Below are 13,016 nucleotides of genomic sequence, written 5' to 3'. Positions count from 1 at the left end.
GAGATCCATGCACGTGTAGCAGTCCTTAACAGATTTACGGAATTAGGTCGCCCACTTACCCAAGTTACGCCTTAAATTTGGATCAATTAGGGGCGCTTTGCATTTCAAATCTTTGTGCAACAAAGCCGCTGCAATGGAAAAGACAGACCGGTTCGATCACTGCTTGGGATTCTGTTCTTTTAACCATAAATAATGCGGAATCTGTTTTTTTGCTTTATCACGTAACTTTTTCTTGATGTACAACACCAATGCAAAACAGGTGGTGGTGAGGGTCAGCAGCATGCTGTTCATAAAACTCATGAGAGAGCTGACATAACCAATAGTGGTTAAACGGTTCATCATGCGGATGACTTGAGGACTGCTTTCCACACCGGTAATGGCCCAGGTGCATAAATGTTCGCAGTTGTTAATAATCAGATGATACTGGTTTTCGTTCATTCGTGAACGCATACGCCGTACCACTTTGCGGCCGCGAAATTTAGGATTGTTATATTGCTGGATAATAATGGTTTTACCAAAGCTGAATTTTTCCAGTGAGGTAATCTCAATGGGACGTTTCTTAAATAAATGGGCAAAACCTGAATAATGAATAACCCGGCCACGTCCTGCATAAATGCCGTGATGAGAATATCCAAAATGTTTAACGATAAGATGCGTCCCTAAAGGAAATCGTATTTTCTGCTGTTGCATGTAGACGTTTAACCAATAAAGTTACAAATATATTTTAGTGACTTAGTTTACTGCTTCTTTATAAAAGAATCGACTATTTCACTGAGTTGACTAGCTTTTATGACACTACAGCGCATTAAAAATGTCAGGATTCAGCATACCTCATGAGCCATAGCAGCATGAAGAAAATATTGTTAATAAAATGTGCAGTTATCACCTTACTCAGTTTGACCAGTATCACCTATGCAGAGCTTTATACCCGGCGCTGGCAGACTGATATTGTAGATGTAGACATTGTTCAGATTGATCAGCCACAAAACTTGCGCCTGTTTTTAAATGATCGCCAGACCCATCAACCCTTAGGTAAATTTAAAGCTGTGGCAAAACAGCTGAAAGCATGTGAAAAGCTGCTCTTTGCCATGAATGCCGGGATGTATCATGCAGACTATTCTCCGGTCGGGTTATATATTGAAGCAGCTCGGCAACAGAAAAAACTGAACACGGTCAAACAGGCATATGGCAATTTTTATCTGCAACCCAATGGCGTATTGGCCTGGAATCGGCATCACAGCCTGATCGCAAAGACAGAAAGTTATCAAAAGCTCAAGTTTAATGCCGAATACGCGACGCAATCGGGGCCTATGCTGGTGATTGATGGGCAGATTAATCCCCAATTTTTAAAAGATTCAGATTCCTTTAAGATCAGAAATGCTGTCGGGATTAAAGATCAAAGCTTATATTTTGTGATCAGTCGAAATGCGTTGAGTTTTTATCAATTTGCACAATTTTTTCAACAACAGCTTAAAGTGCAAAATGCCTTGTATCTGGACGGCTCAATCTCTAGTGCCTATATTCCGCAGTTAAAACGTTCAGATTCATTGTTTAATCTGGGACCGATGGTGGCCTATATTGATCAACAGAACTGTGCTACTCAATAAATGAAGTTCGCCAGCCATTAAAACCTGTAGCCAATTTTTAAACCATAGCCTATCGCATGGTTGTTGTTAAATTCACCGACCTGTGAAGCTTCAGATACCCCGGGAAGAGGAAGATAATAAGTGCCATCTTGTGCGGTGGCATCACCAAGCCAATAGTATTTGATCCCCCCTGAAATAAAATAGTTGGATTCAGGATTAAACTGAAATCCCAAGCCTATATTTTTGTAACCCTTGGTAGGATTTAAAATTGATCTAGGATTACCCGTGCCTGAATCCCAGCCGAGATCAAAAGCAGCGGACCATTTCGTGGTTAATTGTCGTGCCATGCCTAAGGTCACACTCCATTGGTCTTTTTGATAATCATCCAGATTAAATCCTGCGCTATAACTGCCATTACTAAGGGTCGTGGTGGCAAGTGCCGATAATGCGCCGAACTGGGTAGGACGTATCACAAAATCTTTCCAGTTGACCCATCGTATGTTCGAGTACAGTAAAGTTCCGCTCATGATACTGGTCTGGAAATTCAGATTGACCGATTGTGGGGTAGAAATTTTGGTTTTGGCATTGTCTGTTAGGAGTAGAGGTGTGCCCAAAATGTTTTCTTCTACATTGATTTTATGATTTATTTTCGAGTGATAAGTCAAGGCAGCCTTTAGTGCGAGCTCGGGAAACTGATAGGCAAGACCCGCTTTCCAGCCGAGGCCAGCATCCTGTTTAAATTTGGCGTTATAACCATTAAATTGGGCATATACCAGCCCACGTAGCGCGACATGACCTTCCACGGTTTGATAGGCAGGACCGGCATACAGGTTAATATTTTTGACAGGTTGATAACCTAAAATAAAACTCAGGTTTTGGCTGTCGACATTGACCTGAGTACCTTGCTGGCTCAGTGCGGTATCGGAGAAACTGCCATTGTCTTTTAATGGATAGTGTAAATCTGAACCAAATGGCTGATCATAGAGAATGCCAAAAGAGAAATTTGGAACGAATTGCAGTTTCAGTGCGGCACTCTGGTACTGGAAAGTCTGGGCAATATTATCGGTTGTATTATCAGCACTGTCAGGATTAACCAGATCTGGACGTGAACCTAAGGTATGCCCGGACACTTCAGGATCGGCAGCAGTAATGGAGGCTTCAAAATAATGCCCTGATTCTAGAAAAGGCAACACGGATTGTCCTGATTGATCCATGGTTGCCGCCAGACTATGACTTGAGATTAGGCTGCATAATATTGCCAGTCCAGGATAATACCGTTTCATATATTTTCCTTTTTAGGCTTATTTTTATTTTTTGCTCTTGTTGTTTTTTATCTTGTATTCTTGCTTGCTTTTATTCTTACTTGCTTGGCTGTTCTATCGGTTTGTTAAAATTCTTATTCTAGTAGAGCACTTTTACATTGTGTGGCATAGCAGATTCTGGAAAAATGATGGGAACTATGTTTCGAAGTATTAAAATTTGGCCATAATGGGCTATATAACAATTTTCGGGGGCAAATAAAAAGGCATTTAGTTGACTAAATGCCTTCATATAGAGGGTTTAGACTCTATTGTCGCAGTGGTAGATGCTGTAATTCATTTAACTCTTTTCGGCTATAACCTCTTGAAATTAAAACTTTCTTAATTCCAATGATGACTTTTTCATCTGTTGTTTGAGTTAAAGCCTGGATCAATTGTTCATTTGATTTGCAAGAGCAATCATTTTCAACACACGAGATTTGATTCTTGTGTTCGTTTTGCTGTTGATGAGCAGAAAACAGCTTTTGCCAAAAACTCATAGAGCCTTCATACACAACCTAACATAGATCGAAATATATCCAGTTTTTTGAGGAATACAAGTCTACCAAAGCTATAAAAGAATCAATTGAACCTTTAATTTTCCGATAGTAATTGAACACTTTAACGATATTATGAGATTTTCTATTCAGAATTATTTATAAATGATTTATTTTCAATGAAATATAAATGAAGCTCAATTGAGCTTCATTGATGTAAATATATTTACAAACTTAACAAAGAAATAAATTGTTTAAATTTTTTCCAGTAACACACCCGACTCGACGTGATGGGTATAAGGGAACTGATCAAACAAGGCAAATTTGGTCACTTTATGCGTACTCGATAAAGTCTTTAAATTGTCCTGTAAAGTGTCCGGATTACATGAGATATAAATGATCCGTTCAAAACGCTGTAGCAGTTTTAATGTTTCATCATCAATACCTGCACGCGGTGGATCAACAAATACCGTATCGAAGTCATAGCTGGTGATGTCGATTTCTGCTTCCTGCAAGCGACGGAATTCACGTTCGCCATTATAGGCCTCGGTAAATTCTTCAGCCGATAAACGTGCCACCTGAATATTATCAATCTGGTTTTGTTCAATATTCCACTGCGCCGCGTAGACCGATGATTTGGCCAATTCGGTTGCCAGTACGCGATTGAACTTGGTGGACAGTGGCAGGGTAAAGTTGCCATTGCCACAGTACAATTCCAGTAAGTCTTTATCTGACTGTTTGGCCGCATTGCATGCCCATTCCAGCATTTTTTGGCAGACTTGTGCATTCGGCTGGGTAAAGCTGCTTTCGATTTGCTTATATTGATAAGTACGATCGAATACTTTTAACTCTTCCACCACATAATCATCTGTCAAAATGACACGTTGACCACGGCTACGACCATAAATTTTAATGTTGAGCTTATCAGACAGTGCTTTTGCTGCAACTTCCCATTCTGCATTGAGTGTGCAACGGTAAACCAGTGAAACCAGCATTTCACCTTTTAATGTTGCTAGAAAATGAACTTCAAATAAACGCTTGGATAGAATTTCTGTCGCTTTCAGTTCTTTTAACAGAACAGGCATTAAATCGTTAATGCTTTTATCGGCTATCGGGAATTCGTCAATGCGAATCACCTGTTTTTGATTATCTTCACTGCGTTCAAACATCGCATAAAACATATCGTCGTCAGTATGCCAAATCCGAAATTCTGCGCGCATACGGAAGTTTTGTTCAGGCGACTGAAATACTTCTAAAGAAGGGGGATTAAACTCGGCAAATTGAGCAGAAATACGTGCAATCTTGGCATCAAGTTGTAACTGATAAGCTGAAGTCATATGCAGTAAAAATCACAAACACATTGAAAACAGGGATGGTAACAAAGTTTGCCTAAGATGACTAAACTTATTCCCCAATCAGCAGCAGAAATATAGTGATTGAACTCAAATTCAAATGCGCTTTTTTGATATTAAGAATGATAAAGGCAGATTTTTATTCAAAGGAAAAAATCAGGATGGTTTAAATGATTTCAAAACCAAAAAGAAACCAAGTCAACCAGACCAGGGAGAAGTTGACTTGGCAAAGAGGAAACGATACGTCGTTATAGGGTTAAGCGCTGACGTATATTTTTAAGTTTGGGTTGAGGTTAAGGTTTTAATTTAAGGTCATCAGGCTGGCATTACCTCCTGCGGCTGCGGTATTGATACTGATGGCATGCTCAATCACCAATCGTTCTAAAGGAATATTATGATCCAGCGGTTTTAAATGCGTGATGCCAATAATCGCCCCGGAACGGGCAGCAATTTGAGTTTGCAAGTATTGCAGTTGTGCTTTACTGCCGTGATGCAGTACGGCATCAAAATCAGCGCTTTCAATGTTCTGGATTACGGCAAAACGCTGTTCAATTTCTTTGGGCATTTTAGAAAGATATTTGAGCACAAAGGTATTTTCAGCCAGAACCACAGGCTGGCTGCCAACCGCAAAAATTGCCGCCAATTGCTGAATCTGATCCTGTTCCTGCTCCGCTAAAGACAGCACGCGTTTTCTTGGCAACACTACATATTGATTGCTTTCACCGGTCGGACCTCGCAATTCATAATGATGGCCAGCACAGAATGCAGGGCACGGTTGCAATTGATATTGAGGGAAGGTTTTTTCTGCCCATTGATAAAACACGTCATATAAAGGCTGATGCGCTGGCTGTGTGGCTTGTGCCTGAGTTGCAAATGGTCGAGCCAGTTTTTTCGCAGAGCAGTGCTGCATCAAACGGTACAGATAAATCGGGCCGCCAGCTTTAGGGCCTGTACCGGACAAGCCTTCACCACCAAAAGGCTGAACACCGACCACCGCACCGACAATATTACGGTTGATATACAAATTGCCGACTTCTGCATGTGCAATGACAGTCTGAATGGTCTCATCAATACGGGTATGCAGTCCCATGGTCAGACCATAACCTTTGGCATTGATCTGCTCAAGCAGCTGTTCTAATTGACCATATTTGTAGCGGATCATATGTAAAACTGGACCAAATACTTCACGCTGCAAATCGTCCAGATTCGGCAATTCAATTAAAGTCGGCGGAATAAAAGTCCCTTGTGCTAGGCTTTGATCCTGTTCAGGATTTAACATCAGTTGATGTACGGAATGACCTTTACCACGCATCTGATCAATATGTTTCTGAATATTGTTTTGTGCTTCAAGATCAATTACCGGGCCGATATCGGTTTTTAATAGCGCGGGATTGCCAACACGCAGTTGTTGCATGGCACCTTTCAGCATATGGATAACACTATCGGCATTGTCTTCTTGCACGCAGAGCACACGCAGGGCAGAACAGCGTTGGCCGGCACTATCATAAGCCGAGCTCACCACATCCAGAATCACCTGTTCGGTCAATGCCGACGAGTCAACAATCATGGCATTTTGCCCACCTGTTTCCGCAATCAGTGGAATAGGATGACCTGATGGACTCAGTCTTTGCGCCAGGGTCTTTTGCAAAATTTTGGCGACTTCGGTTGACCCGGTAAACATGATGCCTTGAATACGCGTATCACTGCTTAATTGTGCACCGACTGTTTCACCTTGCCCCGGCAGTAGCTGTAGCACATCTTGAGGAATGCCGGCTTCCCACAAAATCTGAATCGCTTGCGCTGCAATCAGTGGCGTTTGTTCAGCCGGTTTGGCAATGACAGTATTTCCAGTAACCAGTGCCGCTGAGATTTGTCCGGTAAAAATCGCCAAAGGGAAATTCCATGGACTGATACATAATACCGTACCTAAGGGTTGAATCACGGTATCTCGATCCAGATCGATCATTTGCGCTGCGTAATAACGCAGGAAGTCGACTGCTTCGCGAACTTCGGCAATGGCATTGGCATAGGTTTTACCACTTTCACGGCATAACAGAATCATCAGTTCCTGCATGCGTGATTGCATGATATCTGCTGCACGCTGTAGGTAAGCGGCACGTGTGTCTTTAGCGGTATTGCTCCATTCAGCTTGTGCATTCACGGCATGATCTAGGGCTTGATTGACCTGATCAGCGCTTGCTTCCTGTACATGACCCACGATATCTAGATGATCGGCAGGATTGACAATAAGAAGTGACTGCGAACTTGCATCATTTGAGTCATTTTCAAGACCGAGGTTTTTACCCAAAACCTGCGCTTGCCATTGCTGCTGACTCAGGTTGTGTGCAGTCTGGTTGAGGTCGGTCAGGTCATGATCATTGGCTAAATCCAGACCCGCTGAGTTTGGACGGATATCACCGTACAAATCAGGTGCTAGGGGAATAGCCGGGTGCTTCTGACCCACCTGTGATTCTTTGGCTGCATTTTTCAAAATCTCTGCATGCGGATTTTCAATCAGATCTTCAATTTTTAGGCTTTTATCTGCAATGCGGTTGACGAAAGAGGTATTGGCGCCATTTTCCAGTAAACGTCTTACCAGATAAGCCAGTAAGGTTTCATGATTCCCTACAGGGGCATAGATACGGCACGGCACCCCCAGTTTGTTATCTGTTTTATTGCCCACCACCTGTTCATACAGTGGTTCACCCATGCCATGCAGGCACTGGAATTCATATTGGCCACTGTAGTATTGGTTCGGATCGGCCAAATGATAAATGGTTGCAAGAGTCTGGGCATTATGTGTCGCGAACTGCGGGTAAATCTGCTCTGGCGCAGCCAACAGTTTTTTCGCACAGGCAATATAAGACAGGTCGGTATGCACTTTACGGGTAAACACCGGGTAGTCCGTCATGCCTTCAATTTGGGCCTTCTTGATTTCACTGTCCCAGTAAGCACCTTTAACCAAACGGATCATCAGGCGTTTTTGACTGCGTGTGGCTAAGTCCACCACATAGTCCACCACGTAGAAGCAGCGTTTCTGATAGGCCTGAATCACAAAACCAATGCCTTTCCAGTCGGCAAGGCCCGGCTCAAAACATAAACGCTCTAATAGTTCTAAAGAAATTTCCAGACGTTCGGATTCTTCGGCATCAATGTTCAGGCCAATATTGTAGCGTTTTGCCAGTTCTGCCAATTGCAGTACTTTTGGATACAGCTCCTCATGTACGCGATGTATTTGTGCACGCTGATAACGTGGATGCAGGGCGGAAAGCTTGATGGAAATACCCGGGCCGTCATAGACATCTTTGTCTTTGGAGGCCTGACCAATGGCATGGATGGCATTGCTATAATCCTGGAAATAGCGTTCAGCATCATGTTCGGTCAGCGCGGCTTCACCGAGCATGTCATAAGAATAACGGAAACCTTTATCTTCTAGCGGTTCTGCATGTTCTAGCGCTTCCTGAATGGTTTCACCCGTAACAAACTGCTCGCCCATCATCCGCATGGCGACATCCACAGCTTTACGGATAATCCCGCGACCACTACGGGCTAAAAGCCCTGTGAGCACGCTGGATAAAGTCTTTTGTTTTGGGGTTTCCATCAGTTTTCCGGTCAGCATGAGCCCCCAGGCAGCCGCATTGACAAACATCAGGCTGCTTTGCCCTACATGTTCTTTCCAGTTGCCCTGATTGATTTTGTCGCGAATCAGCAAGTCCCGTGTCGCGCTGTCCGGAATTCGCAGCAAGGCTTCAGCCAGACACATCAGGGCAATACCTTCCTGAGAGGAAAGTGAAAACTCTTGCAATAATCCCTGTACGATCCCGGCTTTACCGTTCGAGCTTTTACGTTCCCGTAAGCTATGAGCAAGATCGAATGCCAGATCATAAATACGCTGGTTCAGCTGTTCAGAAATCTGGCTATGTTCCAGTAAATGTTCAACACAGTCAGGTTCAGCATGGCGCCAGGCAGTATTTACCTCAACTTCATAATCATTTTTTTCTTTGAATTCGGTAATATATCCAAAGTGAGGTTTTGTCTGGTCAAAGCGGGTTTCAGTGTCCATTATATTCATGCCAACATCCTGTGACTGCCAAATTTTTGTTGAGTAAAATGCTTTATATAATTTATGATTACAGAAAGAATGCCGAATAACTCACTATAATTTTGGTTCATTTTAGAGAATAATTCTGATGTACAGCCCGATTTTTACCCTGGACCGAACAGATATCAAAATTTTAGATATTCTGCAAAATGATGGCCGGATTTCGAATATAAAACTGGCCGAAGCAGTAAATTTATCCCCGACCGCGGCTTTGGCAAGGGTACAGAAACTGACCAAAGATGGGTTTATTCTGGGCTATGAAGCCAAGCTGAATCCTGACATGCTTAATGCCAGTTTCGTGGTGTTTGTCGAGATTTTACTGGATAAAACTACCCCCAATGTTTTGGAGGAATTTTCTGATGCGATCATGCAATATCCTGAAATTGTGGAATGTCACATGATCAGTGGCGGATTTGATTTTGTTGTGAAAATCCGCTGTGCCAATATGGAAGAATTCCGGAAAATTTCAGGGCAGGTCCTGTGGCGTCTTCCCGGAATTAAAGAGACACGAAGTTATCCGGTGATGGAAGTGATTAAGGAAAGTTCTAAAATTTATCTGAAAAATAAAGGATAAAAATAAAACAAGGGGCTTAATGCCCCTTGAAGTTTATCTGGTGAAAGAAAATATCCTCAAAGCTTTATCCTCCATTCTTAGATTGGGCGGGTAGCCCCTTTTGCAGTTCTGCCATTTCTTTCTTGTACAATTGATCAGCCTGCTCGAAACGCTGAAGTACTTCTTGCGAAGGAGCTTTTTCTAATAAGCTGACCACGACAATGCTCACAAATGACAGAATAAAACCGGGAATAATTTCATATAAACCGGTACTGGCCATGGTGTTTTTCCATAAAATAACGGTTACCGCACCGACAATAATCCCCATAATCGCGCCGTTTAAGGTCATGCGTTTCCAGAACAAGGACAGGATAATCAGCGGACCAAATGCAGCACCGAAACCGGCCCAGGCATAGGCAACCAGTCCTAGAACCTTACTGTTTGGATTGCTTGCCAGAATAATGGCAAGTACGGCAATCGCCAGTACCATCAAGCGTCCAACCCAAACCAGTTCCTTTTGCGAAGCATTTTTGCGTAAGAATGCTTTATACAAATCTTCCGTCAGGGTGCTGGAGCAGACCAGAAGCTGACAGCTCAGGGTACTCATCACCGCAGCTAAAATGGCGGCCAAAATTACGCCTGCAATCCAGGGGTTAAACAGAATTTTGGTCAGTTCCATAAAGATGGTTTCAGGATTCTGGGAAACCACGCCTGCAAGTTCTGCATGATGCTGGAAGTAGGCAATGCCAATAAAACCGGCTCCGACTGCACCCCCTAGACATAGAATCATCCAGCTCATGCCAATACGACGTGCTGCCGGAATGGTCTTGACTGAATCTGCTGCCATAAAACGCACCAGAATATGCGGCTGTCCAAAATAGCCTAAGCCCCACGCCAGTGATGATAAAATGGCGACCGTACTTAATCCTGAAAGCATATTGGTGGCATGCGGGCGAGCCGTTTCAATCATTGTGGCAAACTGCTGGCTATGATCACCGATGGCCATATAGGCCATGATCGGCGTCAGCAGCAGCGCGAAAATCATCAGTCCTGCCTGAAAGGTATCGGTCCAGCTAATCGCTAGAAAGCCACCGATACATACATAGCTGATGGTGGCAATTGCACTGATCCAGAGTGCCGTCGTGTAAGACATGCCAAAAATACTTTCGAATAATCGTGCACCTGCCACCATGCCTGACGCGCAGTAAATGGAGAAAAACACCAGAATCACCAGAGCCGAGATCATCCGTAATATACGCTTGCGATCCCCAAAACGACTGGTGAAATAGTCCGGCAGGGTTAAGGCATTGTTCTGTACTTCGGTATGCACCCGTAAGCGGCCGGCGACCAGCAGCCAGTTCAGCCATGCGCCAATAATCAGGCCAATTGCAATCCAGGCTTCCGACAAGCCTGAAAGATAGATTGCACCGGGTAAGCCCATGAGCAGCCATCCACTCATATCGGAAGCGCCTGCGGAAAGGGCGGTGACCACGCTGCCCAGACTGCGTCCGCCCAGAATGTAATCTGAAAAGTCGGAGGTGGATTTATAGGCATACAGTCCTATACCAACCATGGCAATAATATAAAAAATAAATGTGATGAGGGTGGGGTTAAGTTGACTCATGGGCGCATCCTTATGTCCTTATGAATAACATCTTTCCAAGATGATTTTTTGTGCAGGTTCACTCAGGCGCTGATTCAACCATAAAATTGAAATTACCTTCTGTAACATTTCTAAGGGATTTAATCACGTGTTATGTAGCGGAATGTATTTTTAGATACAATTGATAAAAATTTAATAAAATAAATAACTTATAATTGTGTAACTTAATGTCATTCATCTTGTTCGAATAATTATCTACTGTGAATTAGAAATAACGCTCAAAAATTTTTGCGCTTAATTTTTTAGTGATGAAAATTGGAAGTGCTAATATAGTTACAAATGCTTACATTCGCTACAGAGTCCATGTATTTGGTTAAAGAGCATTGCCAAATAAATATCTTTTTACAATATTTAAAATAGCGTAAAGCCTTAATATTTTTTCAATTGCACAATTCTAGTGCATACATGTGAGTATATTTAAAGTGACAACAGTTCAACCCGACAATACAAGAATAGAGCGTGATTTATTGGGAGCAAAAGAAGTTCCCGCCGAGTGTTATTATGGCATTCATACAGTAAGGGCTCTGGAGAATTTCCAGATTTCTAATCAGAAGGTGGGAAGTCAGCTTCACTTTATCCGTGCTTTGGCACAAGTCAAAAAAGCCTCTGCCCAAGCCAATTTAGAATTTGGCAAAATTTCAGAACAGGTCAGCCAAGCTATACAATTTGCCTGTAATGCCTTAATCGAATCGCCTGAACAATGGAGTGAAGCTTTTCCTTTAGATATTTATCAGGGGGGTGCAGGAACTTCCATTAATATGAACACCAATGAAGTGTTGGCCAATATTGCCTTGGAGCATTTGGGTTTTCATAAGGGGCAATATGAACACATTCATCCGAATGATCATGTGAATAAATCGCAATCCACCAATGATGTCTATCCTACAGCCTTACGTTTAGCGACTTATTATAGTCTGGACAATTTGTTGCTTCAGATTCAAAAAATAGTTGATAGCTTATATATCAAGGCGACAGAGTTTCAATTTGTGGTAAAAATGGGACGTACCCAGCTGCAAGATGCGGTTCCGATGACTTTGGGACAAGAGTTCCGTGCATTTGCTACCTTATTAAAGGAAGATATACGTCTGATTCAACGTACCCGTGAGCTTTTACTGGAAGTGAATCTGGGAGCCACAGCTATTGGAACAGGAGTGAATACACCCCAAGGTTATGCCCATGCAGCGATTCAATCCTTAAACAAAATTACCGGCTTGAATCTGGTGGGTGCAGAAGACTATGTCGAAGCTACCAGCGATTGCGGGGTATTTATTATTTTATCCAGTACCCTGAAACGTCTGGCGGTGAAACTTTCAAAAATCTGTAACGATTTGCGCCTATTAAGTTCGGGGCCTCGTGCAGGTTTGGGGGAAATTCGTTTACCCGAATTACAGGCGGGTTCATCCATTATGCCGGCCAAAATCAATCCGGTGATTCCTGAAGTGGTGAACCAGATTGCCTTTAAGGTCATTGGCAACGATTTAACCGTGACTCTGGCAGCAGAAGCCGGGCAATTACAACTCAATGTCATGGAACCGGTGATTGCTGTTGCAATTAATGAGTCGATTGAACTTCTCACCCAGGCGGTGGTCAGTCTTGACCGTAAATGTATTCAAGGTATTCAGGCCAATGAGCAGGTCTGTTATGACGCTGTAATGCGCAGTGTCGGCATTGTCACTTTGCTGGATCCGATTTTAGGACATGCCAAATGTGATGAAATTGGGAAACAGTGCATTGCTGAAAATAAAACTATTCAGCAGGTGGTTTTGGAAAGGGAATTACTGACTCAAGCACAGCTGGATGAAATTTTTGCTTTTAGTAATCTGGTTTCAGAAGTAAGCTTACAGCATGAACCTTTGGCACAGGTTGGCTAATTGCTGGCTACAAAAATTTAATCATGATCTGAATAAAAAAGATCGCAATTTAAACAGCGATCTTTTTTATGAAAAAATAGGGATGAAGATAATG

Annotated in this window: 9 protein-coding genes; 3 read left to right on the top strand and 6 right to left on the bottom strand. The window is 42.8% G+C overall.

What is annotated here, in order from left to right; translation table 11 throughout:
• Window positions 1-156: 156 nt before the first annotated feature.
• The gene (locus tag FTT83_RS05315) at window positions 157-690 is read right to left on the bottom strand and encodes a lecithin retinol acyltransferase family protein (RefSeq protein WP_180043360.1); all 534 of its coding nucleotides are present in this window, start codon (window positions 688-690) and stop codon (window positions 157-159) included.
• A gap of 143 nt (window positions 691-833) precedes the next feature.
• Between FTT83_RS05315 and FTT83_RS05310 the strand changes: the two genes are divergently transcribed.
• Window positions 834-1,607 (top strand): phosphodiester glycosidase family protein, encoded by a 774-nt coding sequence (locus tag FTT83_RS05310; RefSeq protein WP_257221750.1) that lies wholly within the window; start codon window positions 834-836, stop codon window positions 1,605-1,607.
• 17 nt (window positions 1,608-1,624) lie between these two features.
• On the opposite strand, the gene FTT83_RS05305 is transcribed toward FTT83_RS05310, so the two are convergent.
• The 4 genes from FTT83_RS05305 to putA all read right to left on the bottom strand — a co-directional run bounded on the left by FTT83_RS05305 (window position 1,625) and on the right by putA (window position 8,805).
• Window positions 1,625-2,869 (bottom strand): OmpP1/FadL family transporter, encoded by a 1,245-nt coding sequence (locus FTT83_RS05305; protein WP_180043357.1) that lies wholly within the window; start codon window positions 2,867-2,869, stop codon window positions 1,625-1,627.
• A gap of 284 nt (window positions 2,870-3,153) precedes the next feature.
• Window positions 3,154-3,384: a hypothetical protein gene (locus tag FTT83_RS05300; protein ID WP_086196359.1), complete on the bottom strand. Its 231-nt coding sequence runs from the start codon at window positions 3,382-3,384 to the stop codon at window positions 3,154-3,156.
• A gap of 251 nt (window positions 3,385-3,635) precedes the next feature.
• Complete coding sequence (trmA, locus tag FTT83_RS05295) at window positions 3,636-4,718, bottom strand: tRNA (uridine(54)-C5)-methyltransferase TrmA (protein ID WP_180043356.1); 1,083 nt, start codon at window positions 4,716-4,718, stop codon at window positions 3,636-3,638.
• Window positions 4,719-5,034: 316 nt separating this feature from the next.
• A complete protein-coding gene (gene putA, locus FTT83_RS05290; RefSeq protein ID WP_180176321.1) occupies window positions 5,035-8,805 on the bottom strand; it encodes a trifunctional transcriptional regulator/proline dehydrogenase/L-glutamate gamma-semialdehyde dehydrogenase in 3,771 nt (1,256 codons plus the stop codon).
• A 118-nt stretch (window positions 8,806-8,923) separates the two neighbouring features.
• Here putA and FTT83_RS05285 point away from each other — a divergent pair, with 118 nt between their 5' ends.
• Window positions 8,924-9,409: an Lrp/AsnC ligand binding domain-containing protein gene (locus FTT83_RS05285; protein WP_086196356.1), complete on the top strand. Its 486-nt coding sequence runs from the start codon at window positions 8,924-8,926 to the stop codon at window positions 9,407-9,409.
• Between the two features lie 64 nt (window positions 9,410-9,473).
• On the opposite strand, the gene putP is transcribed toward FTT83_RS05285, so the two are convergent.
• Window positions 9,474-11,012: a sodium/proline symporter PutP gene (gene putP / locus FTT83_RS05280; RefSeq protein ID WP_180043352.1), complete on the bottom strand. Its 1,539-nt coding sequence runs from the start codon at window positions 11,010-11,012 to the stop codon at window positions 9,474-9,476.
• Between the two features lie 461 nt (window positions 11,013-11,473).
• Here putP and aspA point away from each other — a divergent pair, with 461 nt between their 5' ends.
• Complete coding sequence (gene aspA / locus FTT83_RS05275; protein ID WP_086196355.1) at window positions 11,474-12,922, top strand: aspartate ammonia-lyase; 1,449 nt, start codon at window positions 11,474-11,476, stop codon at window positions 12,920-12,922.
• Window positions 12,923-13,016: the final 94 nt, after the last annotated feature.

Source organism: Acinetobacter sp. YH01018 (genome assembly GCF_013420295.1).
Lineage (GTDB): Bacteria > Pseudomonadota > Gammaproteobacteria > Pseudomonadales > Moraxellaceae > Acinetobacter.
Note: the sequence above shows the minus strand (reverse complement) of the source record. Positions and strands in the feature narration are given on the sequence as shown.